Source organism: Bacillus sp. BSL6 (assembly GCF_052928345.1).
This window is the reverse complement of record NZ_JAVGCW010000002.1, coordinates 85438-104243: the sequence shown is the minus strand read 5'-3', so window position 1 is coordinate 104243 and position 18806 is coordinate 85438. Positions and strand designations below refer to the sequence as shown.

General features: G+C 34.5%; 21 protein-coding genes. 19 read left to right on the top strand and 2 right to left on the bottom strand.

Annotation, left to right across the window (positions count from 1 at the left end):
- The first annotated feature begins 165 nt into the window (after positions 1–165).
- Genes RCJ96_RS06690 through RCJ96_RS06680 form a run of 3 tightly spaced genes read left to right on the top strand, consistent with a single transcriptional unit; the run spans position 166 to position 3920 of the window.
- Positions 166–1806: a flagellar motor switch protein gene (locus RCJ96_RS06690; RefSeq protein ID WP_001114993.1), complete on the top strand. Its 1641-nt coding sequence runs from the start codon at positions 166–168 to the stop codon at positions 1804–1806.
- A gap of 16 nt (positions 1807–1822) precedes the next feature.
- Entirely contained in the window at positions 1823–3175 is a 1353-nt protein-coding gene (locus RCJ96_RS06685) for a transglycosylase (RefSeq protein WP_446699746.1), read from the top strand.
- Positions 3176–3203: 28 nt separating this feature from the next.
- Entirely contained in the window at positions 3204–3920 is a 717-nt protein-coding gene (locus RCJ96_RS06680) for a hypothetical protein (RefSeq protein WP_416504173.1), read from the top strand.
- Between the two features lie 84 nt (positions 3921–4004).
- Here the strand turns inward: RCJ96_RS06680 and RCJ96_RS06675 are convergent, their stop codons facing one another.
- Both RCJ96_RS06675 and RCJ96_RS06670 read right to left on the bottom strand, forming a co-directional pair.
- A complete protein-coding gene (locus tag RCJ96_RS06675) occupies positions 4005–4787 on the bottom strand; it encodes a CheR family methyltransferase (protein ID WP_139302896.1) in 783 nt (260 codons plus the stop codon).
- A gap of 39 nt (positions 4788–4826) precedes the next feature.
- Entirely contained in the window at positions 4827–5324 is a 498-nt protein-coding gene (locus RCJ96_RS06670; protein WP_074610148.1) for a flagellar motor switch protein FliG, read from the bottom strand.
- Positions 5325–5467: 143 nt separating this feature from the next.
- Between RCJ96_RS06670 and RCJ96_RS06665 the strand changes: the two genes are divergently transcribed.
- The 16 genes from RCJ96_RS06665 (at position 5468) to RCJ96_RS06590 (ending at position 18805) form a co-directional block, all read left to right on the top strand.
- Positions 5468–5932 carry a YaaR family protein gene (locus RCJ96_RS06665; RefSeq protein ID WP_000946323.1) on the top strand — a complete coding sequence of 155 codons (465 nt, stop codon included), beginning with the start codon at positions 5468–5470 and terminating at the stop codon, positions 5930–5932.
- A gap of 16 nt (positions 5933–5948) precedes the next feature.
- Entirely contained in the window at positions 5949–6401 is a 453-nt protein-coding gene (locus RCJ96_RS06660) for a hypothetical protein (protein WP_074610747.1), read from the top strand.
- A gap of 17 nt (positions 6402–6418) precedes the next feature.
- The gene (flgK, locus tag RCJ96_RS06655; RefSeq protein ID WP_242303558.1) at positions 6419–7717 is read left to right on the top strand and encodes a flagellar hook-associated protein FlgK; all 1299 of its coding nucleotides are present in this window, start codon (positions 6419–6421) and stop codon (positions 7715–7717) included.
- Between the two features lie 363 nt (positions 7718–8080).
- On the top strand, positions 8081–8944 hold the full coding sequence (locus RCJ96_RS06650) for a flagellar hook-associated protein 3 (RefSeq protein ID WP_270794623.1): 864 nt from the start codon (positions 8081–8083) through the stop codon (positions 8942–8944).
- Positions 8945–8963: 19 nt separating this feature from the next.
- Positions 8964–10373 carry a flagellar hook-associated protein 2 gene (locus RCJ96_RS06645; RefSeq protein ID WP_229142962.1) on the top strand — a complete coding sequence of 470 codons (1410 nt, stop codon included), beginning with the start codon at positions 8964–8966 and terminating at the stop codon, positions 10371–10373.
- A gap of 22 nt (positions 10374–10395) precedes the next feature.
- Positions 10396–10764, top strand: coding sequence for a flagellar export chaperone FliS (locus RCJ96_RS06640; protein WP_001149522.1), 369 nt, complete (start codon positions 10396–10398; stop codon positions 10762–10764).
- The gene (locus tag RCJ96_RS06635; RefSeq protein WP_001058066.1) at positions 10754–11026 is read left to right on the top strand and encodes a hypothetical protein; all 273 of its coding nucleotides are present in this window, start codon (positions 10754–10756) and stop codon (positions 11024–11026) included. The genes RCJ96_RS06640 and RCJ96_RS06635 overlap by 11 nt, the downstream gene beginning before the upstream one ends.
- Before the next feature lie 379 nt (positions 11027–11405).
- Positions 11406–11813 (top strand): flagellar basal body rod protein FlgB, encoded by a 408-nt coding sequence (gene flgB / locus RCJ96_RS06630; RefSeq protein ID WP_317458491.1) that lies wholly within the window; start codon positions 11406–11408, stop codon positions 11811–11813.
- 20 nt (positions 11814–11833) lie between these two features.
- Entirely contained in the window at positions 11834–12247 is a 414-nt protein-coding gene (gene flgC / locus RCJ96_RS06625; protein ID WP_062922185.1) for a flagellar basal body rod protein FlgC, read from the top strand.
- A 16-nt stretch (positions 12248–12263) separates the two neighbouring features.
- Positions 12264–12563 carry a flagellar hook-basal body complex protein FliE gene (gene fliE, locus RCJ96_RS06620; RefSeq protein WP_074610737.1) on the top strand — a complete coding sequence of 100 codons (300 nt, stop codon included), beginning with the start codon at positions 12264–12266 and terminating at the stop codon, positions 12561–12563.
- 22 nt (positions 12564–12585) lie between these two features.
- Positions 12586–14160 (top strand): flagellar M-ring protein FliF C-terminal domain-containing protein, encoded by a 1575-nt coding sequence (locus RCJ96_RS06615; protein ID WP_416504172.1) that lies wholly within the window; start codon positions 12586–12588, stop codon positions 14158–14160.
- A 13-nt stretch (positions 14161–14173) separates the two neighbouring features.
- Entirely contained in the window at positions 14174–15178 is a 1005-nt protein-coding gene (gene fliG, locus RCJ96_RS06610) for a flagellar motor switch protein FliG (protein WP_074610733.1), read from the top strand.
- Positions 15165–15851, top strand: a complete 687-nt coding sequence (locus RCJ96_RS06605; protein ID WP_270794630.1) for a FliH/SctL family protein — start codon at positions 15165–15167, stop codon at positions 15849–15851. Before fliG ends, RCJ96_RS06605 begins: the two co-directional genes overlap by 14 nt.
- Positions 15848–17152 carry a flagellar protein export ATPase FliI gene (fliI, locus tag RCJ96_RS06600; RefSeq protein WP_416504171.1) on the top strand — a complete coding sequence of 435 codons (1305 nt, stop codon included), beginning with the start codon at positions 15848–15850 and terminating at the stop codon, positions 17150–17152. The genes RCJ96_RS06605 and fliI overlap by 4 nt, the downstream gene beginning before the upstream one ends.
- 116 nt (positions 17153–17268) lie before the next feature.
- On the top strand, positions 17269–17679 hold the full coding sequence (locus tag RCJ96_RS06595) for a hypothetical protein (RefSeq protein ID WP_062922191.1): 411 nt from the start codon (positions 17269–17271) through the stop codon (positions 17677–17679).
- Positions 17680–17689: 10 nt separating this feature from the next.
- Positions 17690–18805 carry a flagellar hook-length control protein FliK gene (locus RCJ96_RS06590; protein WP_416504170.1) on the top strand — a complete coding sequence of 372 codons (1116 nt, stop codon included), beginning with the start codon at positions 17690–17692 and terminating at the stop codon, positions 18803–18805.
- Position 18806: the final 1 nt, after the last annotated feature.

Genomic DNA, 18806 nt, shown 5'->3' with positions numbered 1-18806 from the left:
AAGGAAAGCTCCCCACTTGTATACAATTGGGGAGCTTTTTGGTTAATTACATACTAATATATATAACAGGAAATAAATACATGTTCACGATTTACGTAATAAATTTGTTAAAATGTAATGAGTGTATTCATTTAATAGAAAAACAAAAATGAGGAGGCAGGGAAAATGCCTGAGCAACACACAAAAGGGGATACGAGCACAATTGTGCTAGAAAAAGAAAAGGAGCTTTTAACGCCTCAAGAATGTGATATTCTTGGCGAAATTGCAAATATATCATTTGGCTCTGCTTCGACAGTATTATCAACAATTTTAAATAGGCAAGTAAGTATAACTGCTCCTCATGTAGAGTTAGTAGATTTATACGATACAAGTGATGTTGAGGTTCCTCATGTTGTATTAAACATTCATTTTACAAAAGGATTAGATATGGAAAATCTACTTGTCCTTCAGCAAGATGTTGCTTTATCTATTGCTGATTTAATGATGATGGGAACAGGGGAAGTGGAAGAGGGGAAAGAACTTGGCGAATTAGAGTTAAGTGCTGTACAAGAAGCGATGAACCAGATGATGGGATTCGCAGCGACATCTATGTCGGAATTCTTCCAAGATACAGTAGACATGTCACCGCCGACAATTAAAGTTGTAAAGTTATTAGAAGAGATGGAGAAAATCTCTGGAATAACTGGAAATAACACGATTGTGAAAGTGTCGTTTGACCTTAAAATAGATAATCTTGTAAACTCTAAACTCGTACAAATTGTTTCAGTTGAACATGCGAAACAAATGATAAATAAATTACTACAATTATCTGGTGGCGTAGAAGAGCAAGACGAGCCAGCAGAAGTAGCGGAAGCTGAGATTGTAGAAGAACATGTTGAAAAAGAGCAGTTAACGCAAGAGGAGAAAGATGTACTTGGGGAAATTGCCAACATTTCCATCGGTTCAGCCTCAACGGTATTATCAACGCTTTTAAATCAGCCGGTTACGATTAGTACACCCAATGTAGAAGCGATTAATGTGCGTCATTATGACGGTGTACCGGTTCCCTTTGTGATTTTAAATGTCGATTTTGTTGAAGGTTTAAAGAATGAGAACGTATTCGTATTTACGAAAGATGTTGCTTTGACAATGGTAGATTTAATGATGATGGGAACAGGGGAGATTGATCCAGAGAAAGAGCTTAGTGAATTAGAGCTGAGCGGTATTAAAGAAATCATGAACCAAATGATGGGGCATGCGGCAACAGCGATGTCAGAAATGTTTAAAGAGAAGATGGACATGACGCCGCCAGACGTCAAATTTGTCACGTTAAAAGAAGAAATGGAATATTTGGGAGAGTCAATGGAAGTGGATGAACTCGTTCAAATTACGTTCAACCTTGAAATTGGCGACTTGCTTCAATCGAAAATGTATCAAATTTTACCGATTTCAGAAGCGAAAGAAATGGTAAGACGACTGCTATATCCAATGGTGGAAGCAGAAGAAGAGATTGCAGAGGAAGAAATGGAAGAAGAGGTTGTAGAACCTGTTGTACAACCTATTGAATTTAAAGAAGTGAAACAAATTGAGCCAGTGTATATGGATACATCTATTCTACAAAATGTAGAAATGAATGTGAAATTTGTATTTGGAAGTACAGTGAAAACGATTCAAGATATATTAAGTTTACAAGAAAATGAAGCTGTTGTATTAGATGAAGATATTGATGAACCAATTCGAATTTATGTAAATGATGTATTGGTGGCGTATGGTGAACTTGTAAATGTAGATGGATTTTTCGGAGTAAAAGTGACAAAATCACTATAAGGCGTTGAAATAGTAGATGAAAAGCGTAAAGTTTTTTCTAATTTGCTGGCTATGCATACATGTGTGCTTGCTCTTCCCACTGCAAAGTCAGGCGGAAGAGCAAAATGTGCCAGAACAAAATATAAATGAAGTGAATGTACAAGAAGAGAACAAGAAAGTTCAAGAACAGCCCGAACAAGTGGAAATAAAGCAAGATAAAGAGGAACAACAAGAAGTAAAGAATGAACAAGAAACCGAAAAAAAGATAGAGACGGATCAAGGGGTTATTACAATAAATAAGCGAGAATTAAAGGTTGGCGAAGAAGTGCGAATTATTGTAGAGCCAAAAGAGACAAATATTCAAAGTATAAAAGGTATGTTGCGTTTGCCCAAAAAAAGTAATCTGTATGAGCAAGAAAGAATGATACCTTTTGACTATGAAGAAGAGACGAAGCGATGGATTGCTAACTATAAGGTCAGGATTTTTGATTTGCAAGGTGATTGGAACCTTCAGCTTATTCAAAGTTTTAAAGAAAATGAGAAAGAAGAGCTTATAGAAAATGAAGTGAAAGTCCCACTTATTCGTATAAATAATGAAGCGCCAACAATAGATAAAGAGATGCCGAAGTTGCATAAAGTCACTATTGACGAGGCGAAGGAGAATGTAATCGAACGAAAACGAGGCGATTCTATACGTGTAAGAGTGAAGGCGGCAGACGTGGAATCGGTTGTGAAAGAAGTTCGTGTTACATTAAAAGGAAAAGAAAATAAAGAGATTACATTTTTATTAGATTACAATAAGCGCGACATGGAATGGCAAAAAGTATTTGAAATAACGGATGCATTATCAAATGGGACATACGAACTACTTGTAGAAGTAGTAGATGCGGCTGGAAATAAACTCGTTGAAGAAAGTGAGTATGTCGTTTCTGTTTTGGAACAAAAAACAGAAGAGGATAAAAAGACAGAAGAACGAGAGAAAGAAGATAAATTAGAAAATAAACTAGAAGATAAGAAAGAAACTGAGAAGCAGGAAGACACAAAAGTAGAAATCCCGCTTCAGGAAGAAAAACAGCCAGTTGTTCAAATTCCGAAAAAAGAAGAGAAAGTAAACGACTTTATAAAAGAACCATTGAAAGAGAAAGAAAAAATTACTTATGTTATAAAAGAGCCTCTCACAGACAACAAGGAAGTAAATAATACGAAGGCTCAAAAAGATAAAGATAATAACAATCAAGTCATTTTGAAAAAGAAAGAAAAAAAAGAAGAGCCAGAAGATAAGAAAGAAACTAAAAGTGACCATGGAATACAAGCTTCTAATGTATTTGCTATTATGTCAGGTTTATTCGTACTATTTTTAGTTTTAAAGAGCAATAAAGAATGGGGCTAATTAATTTCATCATAGTGGAGGCGCTTAAATGGAAATTAAACGTACGACAATTGAAAATAAGACGCTACAACCATTAAAACAGCCTGCAGCTATTTCAGAACATGAAATCCAGAAAGAACGAAAGTATAGCAATCTAGTGTTTACTGGACAGTCTAAAATTATTTCGAAAAATAACGAAATAGGGATTTTACTTGCGAGTTTAGGTGATGGAAAGGTTATGAAGGAAATGCTTTCTAAAGAGATGGATACAGTATTACAACTCTTTAAAAAGTTACATACATTATCTGGAGAAGGAAAGCAAACAGATAAAATATTTGAACAAGTAATGAGAAGCTTACAAGGGCTTGTGAAACAGGCGCATATAAAAGAACTGCCTTTATTAGATGGAACGTATGATTTCGCTGAAGTACAACTATCATTTGGTAAAAAGGTACACATTCCGTTATTAGATGTAAGTGCACTCCTCTCTAGCGTGGAGAGTGACTCGTCAGAAGGAAATATAAATTTAATGGTAACGGTTATTACTGCGTATATCACGAAATTGTCTAACGAAACCATTTTAATTAGCGTCACGAATCGCACAGCTAAAGAGCGGGATGCAAGTGTATGGAGAGCACTTGCAGAAATGAATATGACACAATTATCACAGGCATTGAAACAAACGGTGCAAGAACATAAATGGTCTATGACGTTTCTTTTTCTCTTTATATGGGTTGCTTGTATTATTTTAATTCGAGTTATATAAAAAATGAACGGAATCACGCAATTCTTTGTTATGATTTTAGTAAATAAATACAAAAAAAGCAGGGTGCAATAATCCTGCTTTTTTCTATATTTTTTCATAAAAGAATGTATCAAAACGCTGAAGATTGAATCGTTCAGGTGTTAAAATTTGCTCTGTGCTACCGACAAATAGCACACCGCCTTTTCGTAAAGAACGGCTAAATTTTTCATACAGCTTGACTCTTGCTTCTTCTGTGAAATAGATCATTACATTACGACAAACAATTAAATCGTAATTTGTATCGAACGATTGCATGAGTAGGTCATGCTGTTTAAATGTGACGTGTTGCTTAATATTTTGATGCAATGAATATATATCATCCTCTTTTGTAAAATGACGTTCTTTCAAATCGCTAGGTAATTCTTTTAAAGAACGTTCCGTATATTGGCCGCGTTTTGCACTCTCTAAAATATGAAAATCAAGATCTGTTGCTAGTATTTCATAGCGAAATGGAGAGAGATGTTTCGATAAAATTAAAGAGAGTGTATATGGTTCTTCACCAGCGGCGCAAGCGGCACTCCATACTTTTAATTTTCCGTTATTTTGTTCGAGTAATTTTGGCAGTGCTTTCGATTCTAACGTTTGCCAACGTTCTTTATTTCTAAAAAACTCTGAAACATTAATTGTGATATAGTCAATAAAACTTAAAAATAAGTTTTGATCAATACGTAAAGTACTTAAAAATATAGTGTAGTTTTCAAAGCCTTTCCTTGAAATAAAAGCATCGATTCTACGGCGCATCCTATCTTGTTTATACGAAGCGATATCCATATTGAATTGTTGTTTAAAACTCGTGATAAAATGATCGTAATCTTGTTCAATTATCATATTTACAATGGGCACAATAACGATATTGTGCCGCCCCCTTTACATCATACGAATTTTTTGTTCAAAGCTTTTTTTCATTTGTTTTTCATGTAAACCTGGTAAATCATAAATAACAGCATCAATCCCTACTTCTTTTGCAATGTCAATGGGAATGACAGATGTATGTTTGTCTCCGTTATAAAAACAGAGAACTAAATCGGTATCTTCAATAATTTGTTTAACAAAAAATATATAATCTGATCGGTAAATAGAGTCGGAAGGATGATCAAAAGCAACATACTCGGCTCCGTGTTTTTTTAAATAATCAACGATTTCTTGAAATTCATCTGTTACTGCTTGTAACGGTTGAAGCGTATAAAAGCATAAATTTTGAGCGAGTCTTTCGTTTTCGACGAAAAAACGAAGTACCTCATTTTCAATAGATTTATAACATAATATGTAAATTTTATGTTTGTGAGCATAGTCAGTTAAAAATTTTTTTATTTCTTCTTGATCTAATGCTGTTAATTGATTTGAACCACAAAGAAAAATATTCATAGAATTGTGCCACCTCATGCTAAATTGTAACATATCTTCTATAAAAAATAACTGCAAAATATTAGTGTTCAGAGTATAATTATAAATAATTAGATTTTACGATTAACTTTAGGAAGAAATAAAAAAATAAATAGGTGATATATATGCTACGTTCTATCTCGCATAATCCAATTTTATCGCATATACCGCCTGCTACTCAAATGCCGAAAGAAGCAAATGTCAGAACAGGACTTGCATTTTCGGATAATTTGCATGCAGATCCGAAAAAAGATAAATTGTTAGAACAAATGGAAGCGTTTGTTGATAACATTGGAGAAATTAAAGAGAAAATTGAAATGGAATTAACACTCGATAATGTAATGGAATACAAAAATACAGTAAAATCATTTTTGAATTTTTACGTTGATAATGTATTGCAATATAAAGATGTCATGTCTCGTCATCCACGTTATGGATATTCTCAGAAAATGACGATTGTGAAGCAGGCAGAAATGGGATTGAATGAGTTAGAAGATGTTATGAATTTAATTAATACAAAAACGGGACATTTAGAAATGTTAAATCAAATTGGAGAAATCCACGGTTTAATTGTGAATTTAGTCTTGTAAAAGGGAAGGAAGCTATATGTATATACAATTATATGAAAAGCTCGTTATTATTCAAAAAGCATATGAAAACATTCAAGCGCTTGGAGAACAAATATATGAGAATTTAAAAAATAAAAACATAAATGCAGTTCAAAAGTTACAAGTAGAACAATTGCAGTACGTTGATGGTTTAAAGCAATTATCAAGTTCATTTGAAGAGATGGTTGTTCAGTTTTGTAAAGAGCAGGGAGTAGAAGTATGTCGCGTAAGTGCATTATTTTCGTATTTTTCCCATGAAGAAATTGAAAAAATGGAAAAATTACAAAAAAACTTAGCGGAATTAGAAGAGAATGCAAAAATGCTTCTTTTGAAAAATCAATATTATTTAAACGTACTATTAAAAACTACAGAAAGTATTGTGGATTCTGTTTCTGAATATAACTTAGAACGAAACAATAATTCGCAAATCTTTATGAACGAACTATTGTAAAGGGGAAGTGAAGCATTATGAGATTATCTGATTATAATACCCCGTTATCGGGTATGTTAGCGGCACAAATGGGGTTACAAACAACAAAGCAAAACTTATCTAACATTCATACTCCTGGGTATGTACGTCAAGCAGTGAATATTACCTCTGCTGGAGCGAGTAATGGCCATATACCAGCACAAAGAATTGGTTACGGTGTACAAGTATTAGGTGTTGATCGTATTACGGATGAAGTGAAAACGAAGCAATATAATGATCAATTGTCACAGTTCTCTTATTATGCATATATGAATTCTACTTTATCAAGAGTAGAGTCTATGGTAGGTACGACTGGAAAGAATTCGTTATCTAGTTTAATGGACGGTTTCTTTAATGCTTTTCGTGAAGTTGCAAAAAATCCGGACCAATCAAATTACTATGATACATTAATTGCTGAAACGGGGAAATTCACAAGTCAGGTAAATCGTCTTGCAAAAAATTTAGCTACAGCGGAAATTCAGACGACCGAAGATATTGAAGCGCATGTTAATGAATTTAATCGTCTCGCGGCTAGTTTAGCAGAAGCAAATAAAAAAATCGGGCAAGCTGGTACACAAGTACCAAATCAACTTTTAGACGAACGTGATCGTATCGTTACAGAGATGTCTAAGTATGCAAATATAGAAGTATCTTATGAATCTATGAATCCTAATATCGCAAGTGTTAGAATGAATGGTGTTTTAACAGTCAATGGACAAGATGCATATTCAATTCAATTAAATAAAGAAAAAGAACCAATGTCTGTTGAAATTTATGGTTCGGAAATTCCTTTAACTAGTGGTGCAATTCAATCTGCAATAGATACGAAAGCGAAGATTGCAGGTTATAAGAAAAATCTTGAAGATTTAATGAGCTCAGTGAAAAAACAAGTGAATACAGTGATGGGAAAAGATTTCTTCGTTGGAGATTATGCGCAAGAGATGAAATTAAATCCGGAATTTGCACAAGATGTTTCGAAAATGAAAATATCTGCTGAAACAGCAAATAAACTGGCAGGAATTACAGATGGAGATTATAAAGAGGGACTTTCTTATAAACAGGCATTAGACCAATTCATAGTTGGAATAGCTTCTGATAAAAATGCAGTGAATGCTTATCAAAGTATTCATGGGGATTTATTGGATGGTATTCAACAAGAAAAAATGAGTATCGAAGGCGTTAATATGGAAGAGGAAATGGTAAATTTAATGGCCTATCAAAAATACTTTGTGGCGAACTCGAAAGCGATTAGTACGATGAATGAAGTGTTTGATAGTCTGTTTTCGATTATTAGATAATGAGAGATAAAAACAAAACCCTTTTCTTTTTTGATTGAAGAGAGTGCCAGCGTAGTGAAGAAGCGGTCAGTGCCTAACAGTGGACCAATTGGTGTGAGACCAGAGCTATGGGGCAGTTGCCGGATAAGTTAGAAGAGGGAACAGCCATGAATCGCGAATGAAGTGACAAAGCGAAGATCTTTTCTTCTGTGATTGAAGAGAGTGTCAGCGTAGTGAAGAAGCGGTCAGTGCCTAACAGTGGGCCTATTGGTGTGAGACCAGAGATATGAGGCGGTAGAGGGATAAGTTAGGTAAGGGGAGAGCCGGAAATAATTTTGGTTTCTTCTTCAAATTAATTTGAAATAGATAAAGGAGGAGATAGAAATGAGAGTATCTACATTTCAAAATGCAAACTGGGCAAAGAACCAGTTAATGGATTTGAATGTGCAACAGCAATATCATCGAAATCAAGTAACTTCAGGGAAGAAAAATCTTCTTATGAGTGAAGATCCGCTTGCGGCAAGTAAATCATTTGCGATTCAACATTCATTGGCGAATATTGAACAAATGCAAAAAGATATAGCGGATTCTAGAAATATGCTAAGTCAAACAGAAAATACATTGCAAGGTATTGCGAAATCTTTAACGAGGGTGGATCAGTTAACGATACAAGCGTTAAATGGCACGAATAGTGAAAAAGAATTAAAAGCAATTGGAGCAGAAGTGGATCAACTTCTAAAACAAGTCGTTTATTTAGCAAATACGAAAGAACAAGGTCGTTACCTTTTTGGTGGAGATAGTGCAGAGAAACCGCCGTTTGCAGATGATGGGACATACCAAGGTGGCGAAAAAGATGTAATGTGGAAGCTAAATGATGGTTATGAAATTAAAGCATTTCGTAAAGGTGAAGATTTATTAACTCCTGTTATTCAAACGTTAGTAAAAATGAAAGATGCTTTGCAAAGCGGTGATCAAAAAGCGTTACAACCGTTTTTAGAAGAAAATAAGAAAAACTTAGACAGTGTTATTAACCGTACAACAGAAGTAGGATCAACAATGAACACTGTAGATACGTTTAAGACGATTTTAAGTGAGCAAAACTTAGCGCTTCAAGAAAACCGTAAAGAAATTGAAGATGTTGATTTAGCAGCAGCCATTTCAGAGTTAGCTTACATAAATGCGACGTATGAAGCGACGCTTAAAGCGGTTAGTACGATGAGTAAAACGAGTATTTTAGACTACATGTAAAGAATAAGGAGTGAGAAATATGGCAGGAACGATAACGGGTATTGGCGGTAGACAACAGATTTGGAATCTCGGAAATAACATGATCGATACTTCTAACTTCGTTGAATTAGAAATGAATGCGTTAGATATGAGAAAAACACCGTATACAACTGAAAAGAATAGCCTTTCACAAGATAAACTTTTATATACAAGTTTAAAATCGGAATTCAGTTCTTTCACGCAAACATTTAAAAATTTAGCGGCTTTTAAAGGGAATGAGAAAAAGGTAACAACATCACAAGACGGTTATATTAATGTCAAAGCTGATGGTGGAGCTATTGCGGGAACTTTTAATATGAAAATTACACAGCTTGCGCAGCGCCATCAAATAGCTTCTGATGAAATTAAAGATATAGATGCAAAGCTTAATAGAGATGAAACATTAAAACTAGGTAATAAAGAACTAAAAATAACATCTGATATGACATATAAGGATTTAATTAATAAAATTAATGATGGAGATTATGGTGTATCAGCTTACACACTTGGAAATAAAATTTTTATGACCTCAAAAAAAGAAGGAAAAGATGGAGTAATTAATTTTGAGGGGAACACATCTAAATTTTTTCAAGATATAGGGTTAGCTAATGAGAAGGGTGCAGCGATCCATATAATCAATGAAGCGCAAAATGCTGAATATACGATTAATGGTATTACAGGTAGCAGCTCCACCAATACGGTTGAAGCCCTTCCAGGTGTGAAAATTGAATTATTAAAAGTAACTGAGCAAAAAGTAGAGGAAAAGCCAGTAGAAAATCCGGACGGAGAAAGTACAGAGGTTGATCCAAAGACAACAGAGGCACAAGCAAAAGGGATAGAGCTGAAGTTTACAGTAAGTGACTCAAACGTAACAGACGCATCAAATGTTATTAAAAAAATGGTTGCGGATTATAATAAAGCTGTTTCTACAGTAGATATCTTTGCTGGTAAAGGCGGGGCGTTCCAAGGTCAAGCTATTATGCAAAGTGTACGCCAAGCGATGAATAGCGTCGTAACATTTTCTCAAGATGGTAATTACTTATTCTCATTTGGTATTCAATTAAAGCAAGATGGAACGATGGAAGTTAATGATGAAGCATTAACGAAAGCGTTAAAAGAGAAGCCGGATGCAGCGAAACAATTTTTCTTTAGTTCTAACGGATTAGGAAAAATGATGGAAGAACCACTTGAAAAATTATTTGGTGATAAAGGTGTAGTAGGAGAACGAGTAAAAAGTATTGATTCACGTGTAAGTGATTTAGATAAAAAGATTAAAGATATTGAAGCACAAAACTTGCAAAAACAAGATGAAATTGTGAAGAAGTATCAAAAGCTAGAAAGTACATTAGCGGCACTAGATAGCCAATTAAAAACAATTAAAGCAATGACAAAACAAAAAAGTGATGATTAATGAAAGTTGAGGAAGTGATCGTATGCAAGCATGGCAACGTTATATGCAAAATGATATTATGACGAGTAATCCGATTAAAAATACAATTTTTATTTATGAAAGATGCATTGTAGAGTTTCGTAATTTAGAAGAGCTTTTACATACTTTTAAACTACAAGAGGGAGATGCACTTCTTGAGAAGTTAGAACGTATTTTTGAAGAATTAAAGCTTCAATTAAACCCTGAGATTACGAAAGATTTATATGATAGTCTTTATGGTTTATATGATTGGATTAGTGTTCAAATTCAAACGATGAAAGTAACACGTGAAGCAAAAGACATTGATGCAATTGTGAAAGTGTTACAAGATTTAATAGACGGTTATCGCGGAGCGCTTGAAAATGAACAATGATATTTATCGAGCATTTGTCGGCTGTTTTAATGAAATCGGTGAATTGCAAGTGTCAGATGAAGAGTTTGCTGAGAAGAGTGCGATGTTAAATCGCTGGATGATGACATTGGATGAAGAAACGCGCGCACAAGTTGCGGCAGAAGTAAGTCCATTCATTATTAAGGCAGCACAGCATATTCGAGATAAGCAAAAGATTTTGGAAGAAATGATTATGACAAATGATGGGCGAATGAAAGCTAATTCATTTTACGGTAAATATTAATTATAAAGTGTGGAAACGGATCCCCCTTATTACAAGGGGATCCATTCCTTCATGTAAATAAAGAGTTCCGCTGATTGAGGTTTCATTTTATGACTGTAAAAAATAGAAGTAATCTAAATAATATAAAAATAATCTACAGCTAGTCGTAAATATGTTCAAATATTATATAGATTACTACGCGTATACAGCTTTTTTGTATTCTTTTTTATATTTTTGTATTTTTCTAAAGACAACAATGTAAAAATGGAATAAAATATGTAAGGGTACATAATAGTTAATATTTTAATAAATACATATAGGAAATTAAATAATGAAGTGAAACTTCCATCAGTGGATCAATATGTTCAAAATGGTAAGTTAAAAAGGAAGGGTGTGGAGTATGCCAGATTTAGTGAGTGATATAAGCCATTATATGAATTATTTAGTGACGAAACGAAATACTGTTTCTAGTAATATTGCAAATGCGAATACACCTGGCTATAAAGCACAAGATGTTACATTTGCTGAGCAAATGAATAAGAGTAGTGCATTATATAAGAACAATACTGCGGATTTAAAGGGTAATACGGATTTATATCAAACGAATGAAATGCACTTACCGACAGTAAATGCGAAAAATACATATGCAAAGATTCAAACGAAGTCAATGCAAACGAATAAAGATGGAAATAGTGTGGATGTAACGACAGAAATGCTAGATTTAATGAAAGCAAACCAATTATATGGTATTTCAATTAACGCAATTAATACACAATACGCAATTAACCAAGCAGCACGTGGACGTTAAAAGTAGAAGGAGAGACAACGATGTTTCAGGCGATTAATGCAAGTGGCTCAGGGCTAACGACAGCGAGAAAGTGGATGGAAGTTACTTCTAATAATATTGTAAATGCAAATACAACAGCGGCTCCGGGGGCAGATTTGTATGAGCGCCGTAGTGTAGTACTTGAATCAAATAATAGTTTTGCTAGTATGTTAGACGGGACTCCTACTAACGGTGTGAAAATAAAAAGTATTGAAGCAGATAAAACTGAAAACTTAGTGTATGATCCGACGCATCCGCATGCAAATGAAGAAGGGTATGTACGTTATCCGAATATTGATGTGACGGCTGAAATGACGAATGTAATGGTTGCCCAAAAAATGTATGAAGCAAATACAAGTGTATTAAATGCAAATAAAAAAATGCTTGATAAAGATTTAGAAATCGGCCGAGGATAAAGGGGGAAATGGGAATATGAAAATCCAACCAATGTTAAACACACAGCCATTTGGTGCGATTCAGTCAATTGGTACACAGAAAAACTCGCAAACATCTGTAGTTTCGGGGAAAAAGTTTATTGATTTATTGGAAGATATGAATCAAACACAAAATAACGCGCAAACAGCCGTATATGATTTACTAACAAAAGGGGTAGGAGAAACACATGACGTTTTAATTCAGCAAAAGAAAGCTGAGTCTCAAATGAAAACGGCTGCTCTTGTACGTGATAATCTTATTGAAAATTATAAGTCACTAATTAATATGCAAATTTAGGAAAATGGACGGGTGTGTTTAAATGGAAAAGTTAAAAAATGTTTTCCAATCGTTAAAAACGTGGCATAAGTTAGTTATTGGTGCAGCGCTTTTAGCAATTGTAACAGGAGCACTTTTATACTTCACCTTGCCAGATAAATATGTTGTTGTATATCAAAATTTAAATGATGCAGACAAGCAAGAGATTACAGCAGAATTATCGAAGCTAGGTGTAGATTACCAATTAGCAGCCGATGGTTCGATTCGTGTGCAAAAGAATGATGCTCCATGGGTTCGAAAAGAAATGAATGGAATGGGCTTACCGTTTAATTCTAAAAGCGGTGAGGAAATTTTATTAGAAAGCTCTCTCGGTTCAAGTGAGCAAGATAAAAAAATGAAACAAATTGTCGGTACGAAAAAGCAGTTGGAGCAAGATATTGTAAGAAACTTTGCGACGGTTGAGACGGCAAATGTTCAAATTACATTACCTGAAAAAGAGACAATTTTTGATGAAGAAAAAGCAAAAGGAACAGCGGCGATTACGGTTGGCGTAAAACGTGGACAATTATTAACGGCTGATCAAGTAGCGGGTATACAGCAAATGATTAGTGCAGCAGTTCCTGGTGTCAAAGCAGAAGAAGTAAGCGTTATTGATAGCAAAAAAGGTGTTATCTCAAAAGGAGCCAATGAAGTGCATTCTAGTAGTTCCTCTTCGTATGAGAAAGAAGTAGAGATGCAACACCAAATTGAAGGTAAATTAAAGCAAGATATCGATGCAACGTTAATGACGATGTTTAAACCAAATGAATATAAAGTAAATACGAAAGTGTCTGTAAACTACGATGAAGTTACACGTCAGTCAGAAAAATATGGTGATAAAGGTGTACTTCGTAGTAAACAAGAGCAAGAAGAAAGTTCTACTGCACAAGAAGGAGCAGAGACAAAGCAAGGCGCTGGTATTACAGCGAATGGCGAAGTACCAAACTATGGTACGAACAATAATCAAAATGGTAAAATCGTCTACGATAATAAAAATGGTAACAAAATCGAAAACTATGAAATAGATAAAACAGTTGAAACGATTAAGAAACATCCAGAATTAACGAAAACAAATGTTGTTGTGTGGGTAGATAATGATACGTTAGTAAAACGAAGAATTGATATGACAACTTTCAAAGAGGCGATTGGAACAGCGGCAGGACTTCAAGCAGATCAGAATGGCAACTTTACAAATGGTCAAGTAAACGTTGTAACTGTTCAGTTTGACCAACCGAAAGAAGAGAAGCCGAAAGAACGAGAAGAAAGTGGTATGAATTGGTGGTTGATCGGCGGAATTACAGGTGGCTTGTTAGCACTTGTTGGTCTATTATGGTTCTTCTTAGCAAGACGTAAGAGAAAGAAAGAAGAAGAGGAATATGAAGAATACTTAGCAGAAGAGGAAGTTGCTGCAAGTAGTGAAAGCATTATGGAAATTCCTGAAGAAGAAATAGCGCCAGAACCAAAGCCTGAACCAGAAAAAGCGAAAGAACCAACGTTAGATGAACAAGTACAGGACGCTACGAAAGAACATGTAGAAGGTACTGCGAAAGTAATTAAAAAATGGTTAAACGGACAGTAAGGGAGGAATAACGATGTTAGATGAAATCTCCTCCAAAGAAAAAGCTGCCATCCTCATTCGTACATTAGATGAAGAGGTGGCAGCAAAAGTCATTGAATACATGACGGCTGAGGAAAAAGAAGTGTTACTTCGTGAAATCGCGAAGTTTCGTGTATATAAACCAGAAACGTTAGAAAATGTACTAGGGGAGTTCTTATATGAACTGAATGTAAAAGAATTGAATCTAGTAACTCCAGATAAAGAGTATATTCGTCGCATATTTAAAAATATGCCAGAAGATGAGTTGGAAAAATTATTAGAAGACCTTTGGTATAACAAAGATAATCCGTTTGAATTCTTAAATTCACTTACAGATTTAGAACCACTTCTTACAGTACTTAATGATGAATCACCACAAACGATTGCGATTATCGCTTCTTATATTAAACCGCAACTTGCTTCTCAATTAATTGAGAGATTACCAGATCATAAGCGAGTAGAAACGGTAATGGGTATTGCGAAACTAGAGCAAGTTGATGGTGAATTAATTAATCAAATTGGTGAGTTATTAAAATCAAAATTAAATAATATGGCATTTAGTGCGATTAATAAAACAGATGGCTTGAAAACGATAGTGAACATTTTAAATAACGTTTCACGAGGTGTTGAAAAAACTGTCTTTCAAAGACTGGATGAAATCGATTATGAGTTATCTGAGAAAATTAAAGAAAATATGTTTGTCTTTGAAGATTTACTCGGTCTTGAAGATCTTGCGCTTCGCCGTGTATTAGAAGAAATTACGGATAACGGCGTACTTGCGAAGGCACTTAAAATTGCAAAAGAAGAAATTAAAGAGAAATTATTTACATGTATGTCTTCAAACCGTAAAGAGATGATTCTAGAAGAATTAGATGGCTTAGGACCGCTTAAGATGACGGATGCTGAAAAGGCACAGCAAACGATCACTGGTACAGTGAAAAAGCTAGAGAAAGAAGGAAGAATTATCGTTCAAAGAGGTGAAGAGGATGTCCTTATTTAAAAACAGAATTCCGAAGAATTCTGTTTCTTTTTCTGAAGAAACGTATGAACTACAATTTCCAAAACCAATACCCGTTTACGCTGAAGAAGAAATACAAGTAGATCATGAAGAGCTTCGTGCACAGCAAGAATCGTTACATATTGAAATGCACCAACTAAGACAAGAGCAGCAAGTGTTAGAACGAGAGCGTCAACAGCTATTGCAAGATAAGGAACAATTTCAAATGCATGTTCAGCAGCAAATGAAACAGATAGAGTCTGAGCGTTTGCAGTTTCAAAAAGAGCAACAAGAAACAGCATACCAATGGACAGAATTATTATGGGATCAATCTTTTCAACTAGCAGAAAAAATTGTAAATCAAGCAGTAGATTCGCGATTACTTGATGTACTACCTATTTTAACTGGCATTGTTCAAACATTGCCTACTTCGTTTGAAAAATTGGTCATTACCGTACATCCAGAAACATTTGAACGCATTCAAGAAGAGAAGGAAAATACGAAAGAGTATTGGCTACTACAATTAGTAGAATGGAAATATGATTTTTCCTTACAGTTTGGTGAATTTGTTCTGGAAGAAGAGAAAGAGTTCTTTGAATTTAAATTTGCACCTATATTTGCGAAACTTCGTCAAAAATGGGAAGAAGAGAAATTATTTGAGGAGCAAAATGTATGAACAACCAGCTCATAATCGAACATAGTAAATGGAATACGTTTATTGAAACGCCGTTCTATACGAAAGTCGGTAAAGTTCATAGTGTACAAGAACAGTTTTTCGTAGCGAAAGGACCGAAAGCAAAAATTGGAGATGTTTGCTTCGTTGGAGAACATAATGTTTTATGTGAAGTAATTGCAATTGAGAAAGAAAACAATATGTTACTCCCGTTTGAACAAACAGAAAGAGTATGTTACGGAGATTCAGTTACATTAATTGCAGAAGATGTTGCTGTACCTCGTGGTAATCATTTACTTGGAAAAGTGTTAAGCGCAAATGGAGAAGTGTTAAATGAGAACGCTGCAAACATTCCATTACAAAAAATAAAATTAGATGCTCCGCCGATTCATGCATTTGAACGTGAAGAGATTACTGAAGTATTTGAAACGGGAATAAAATCAATTGATTCCATGTTAACAATTGGTATCGGTCAAAAGATTGGTATTTTTGCTGGATCAGGTGTTGGTAAATCTACTTTACTTGGAATGATTGCAAAAAACGCAAAAGCTGATATTAACGTTATTAGTTTAGTAGGAGAACGTGGCCGAGAAGTAAAGGATTTTATTCGAAAAGAATTAGGTGAGGAAGGTATGAGGAAAAGCGTCGTTGTTGTAGCGACGTCAGATGAAAGTCACCTTATGCAGCTTCGTGCAGCTAAGCTTGCAACATCTATTGCCGAATACTTCCGTGATCAAGGTAACAACGTACTACTTATGATGGATTCTGTTACTCGTTTTGCTGATGCACGTAGAAGTGTTGACATTGCCGTTAAAGAGTTACCGATTGGTGGTAAAACACTCTTAATGGAAAGTTATATGAAGAAGTTGTTAGAGCGTTCTGGAAAAACGAAAAAAGGATCCATAACAGGTATTTATACTGTACTCGTTGATGGAGATGACTTAAATGGCCCTGTACCAGATTTAGCACGTGGTATTTTAGATGGGCATATTGTATTAAAACGTGAGCTTGCAACACTCAGTCACTATCCTGCGATTTCAGTATTAGATTCAGTAAGTAGGATTATGGAAGAAATCGTGTCGGCGAACCATTGGCAACTTGCAAATGAAATGAGAAAAATCTTATCTATTTATAAGGAAAATGAATTGTATTTCAAATTAGGAACGATTCAAGAAAATGAAGAAAATGCTTATATTTTTGAATGTAAAAATAAAGTAGAAGGTATAAATACATTTTTAAAGCAAGGTCGATCGGATAGCTTCCAATTTGATGATATTGTGCAAGCGATGCACCATATAATATAAGGCCTCATGCTCTGAGGTCTTATTTTTTTGTTTTTTAATATTTCACAGATTTTTTTGGAAAAAAACTATATAATAGAAAAAGAGAGCGTTATAATAGGAAGGGGCTATGAAAACAGGTGGATAAGCAGCAGTACGACACGATAAAATTACAAATAAATCAAGAAAAAGAACAGATTTTAAAAGAAGTATACGAATTAACAGCTGAAAAAAGAAAAATAGAACAAAAAAAAGAATATGATTTATATGTTGTGAAATCGCGTAGTAAAGTTGTACAAACTGGGCAACGTATTATGGCTGGTATGCTTTCATCACATACGTTTTCACCTGAAAGAATAGAAGAATGGAATCGGAAAATAAAAAAAACAGAAGATTTTATTCAAAAAAATGAAAGCCTTTTAGAACAAGTAAAAGAAAAAGAACGTGTTATTGATGAAATGTATCAAGAAGATTGTAAGAAGCTTGCGAAAATACAAGAAAAGCTGGAAGAAAAAATGCTTCTTGATTTGAAAATGTGTATGAATGGATGAGGTGAATGTAGTGATACAATCTGTATTACCGGTGCAACAAAGTTTACCTCCGCAAAAAGAAAAAGGGCTAGAAACACAATCAAAAAGTGAAAATTCTTCATTCGATAGTACGATGAGAATGGAAAATAAAAAGCAGCCGAAAACGGAGAAAACGAAACGAGAAGAAGCGCCAATTGAAGAGAAAAAAGAGTATAGTCTTTCTAAAAAATCGGTAACAAAAGAAGCGCCTTTTGTAAAGAAAGAAGAAAAAAAAGGGACAGAACAGTTATTGTTAGCTGTATCTGAGCAAATGGTTGCAATTGAGCAATTACGTGTGCAGCCAGAATTGTTATATCAATACATACAAAAAATACAAGAGTTATATAAAGAATATGGAAATATAAAACTTAACGAATTGCCCGCAGGTGAATTACAACAATTACAAGAGCTCCTTTCCAATATGAATATCAAAAATGCTATATGTTTAGAAGATACAATGCAAATGGTATTAGACAAAGTGACGATGCCAGAGCAAACGATGGAAGCATTGAAAGTTGTAGAAACAGAAACTTGTAATATCGCAAAGAAACAAGAAGACTCTAAAGACTTAGACCTAGATCTTTTAAAATCAGAGAGCGATGATGTAAAGGTAGAGTTACCAGAAGGTGATACATTAAACGATTCAAGTTCTGCGGGTGCGGAGTTATTAAATAAAGCGACAAGTACCGATCAAGTAGGAAAGTCAAATAGTGGCGCTGAGAAGGTTTCATTGCCTGACTTAGGAAAGAAAATGGAAGCGCAAGTAGAAGCGCTGCAAAAATTTGTAGTGAAACAAGAACGTGTTTTATTCCAGCTCAATCCAGAAAAACTTGGTACATTAACTGTGTTTATGAGAAAACACGGAGATCAAATTGATGTTCATGTAGAAATGGAAAAACACGATGCAAAAAAACGTGTTGAAATCATTTTTGATGAATTGAGATTAAAGTTAAAAGAAAAAGAAATCAATATACAAATTAGCTATTCAGATAAAGATGAAAACCGTAAAGAACAGCGAGAACAAGAGCAAAGGCAAAAACAAAAAGTAGCAAGTACGAAACAGGAGAATCAACAATCAAAAGAATTTGCGGGGTTATTGGAGGAATAAA

What these genes read in the sequence shown, in the direction of transcription:
- RCJ96_RS06690 (WP_001114993.1), top strand. Translation starts at nt 166, where the DNA reads ATGCCTGAGCAACACACAAAAGGGGATACGAGCACAATTGTGCTAGAA.
- RCJ96_RS06685 (WP_446699746.1), top strand. Translation starts at nt 1,823, where the DNA reads ATGAAAAGCGTAAAGTTTTTTCTAATTTGCTGGCTATGCATACATGTG.
- RCJ96_RS06680 (WP_416504173.1), top strand. Translation starts at nt 3,204, where the DNA reads ATGGAAATTAAACGTACGACAATTGAAAATAAGACGCTACAACCATTA.
- RCJ96_RS06675 (WP_139302896.1), bottom strand. Translation starts at nt 4,787, where the DNA reads ATGATAATTGAACAAGATTACGATCATTTTATCACGAGTTTTAAACAA.
- RCJ96_RS06670 (WP_074610148.1), bottom strand. Translation starts at nt 5,324, where the DNA reads ATGAATATTTTTCTTTGTGGTTCAAATCAATTAACAGCATTAGATCAA.
- RCJ96_RS06665 (WP_000946323.1), top strand. Translation starts at nt 5,468, where the DNA reads ATGCTACGTTCTATCTCGCATAATCCAATTTTATCGCATATACCGCCT.
- RCJ96_RS06660 (WP_074610747.1), top strand. Translation starts at nt 5,949, where the DNA reads ATGTATATACAATTATATGAAAAGCTCGTTATTATTCAAAAAGCATAT.
- flgK (WP_242303558.1), top strand. Translation starts at nt 6,419, where the DNA reads ATGAGATTATCTGATTATAATACCCCGTTATCGGGTATGTTAGCGGCA.
- RCJ96_RS06650 (WP_270794623.1), top strand. Translation starts at nt 8,081, where the DNA reads ATGAGAGTATCTACATTTCAAAATGCAAACTGGGCAAAGAACCAGTTA.
- RCJ96_RS06645 (WP_229142962.1), top strand. Translation starts at nt 8,964, where the DNA reads ATGGCAGGAACGATAACGGGTATTGGCGGTAGACAACAGATTTGGAAT.
- RCJ96_RS06640 (WP_001149522.1), top strand. Translation starts at nt 10,396, where the DNA reads ATGCAAGCATGGCAACGTTATATGCAAAATGATATTATGACGAGTAAT.
- RCJ96_RS06635 (WP_001058066.1), top strand. Translation starts at nt 10,754, where the DNA reads ATGAACAATGATATTTATCGAGCATTTGTCGGCTGTTTTAATGAAATC.
- flgB (WP_317458491.1), top strand. Translation starts at nt 11,406, where the DNA reads ATGCCAGATTTAGTGAGTGATATAAGCCATTATATGAATTATTTAGTG.
- flgC (WP_062922185.1), top strand. Translation starts at nt 11,834, where the DNA reads ATGTTTCAGGCGATTAATGCAAGTGGCTCAGGGCTAACGACAGCGAGA.
- fliE (WP_074610737.1), top strand. Translation starts at nt 12,264, where the DNA reads ATGAAAATCCAACCAATGTTAAACACACAGCCATTTGGTGCGATTCAG.
- RCJ96_RS06615 (WP_416504172.1), top strand. Translation starts at nt 12,586, where the DNA reads ATGGAAAAGTTAAAAAATGTTTTCCAATCGTTAAAAACGTGGCATAAG.
- fliG (WP_074610733.1), top strand. Translation starts at nt 14,174, where the DNA reads ATGTTAGATGAAATCTCCTCCAAAGAAAAAGCTGCCATCCTCATTCGT.
- RCJ96_RS06605 (WP_270794630.1), top strand. Translation starts at nt 15,165, where the DNA reads ATGTCCTTATTTAAAAACAGAATTCCGAAGAATTCTGTTTCTTTTTCT.
- fliI (WP_416504171.1), top strand. Translation starts at nt 15,848, where the DNA reads ATGAACAACCAGCTCATAATCGAACATAGTAAATGGAATACGTTTATT.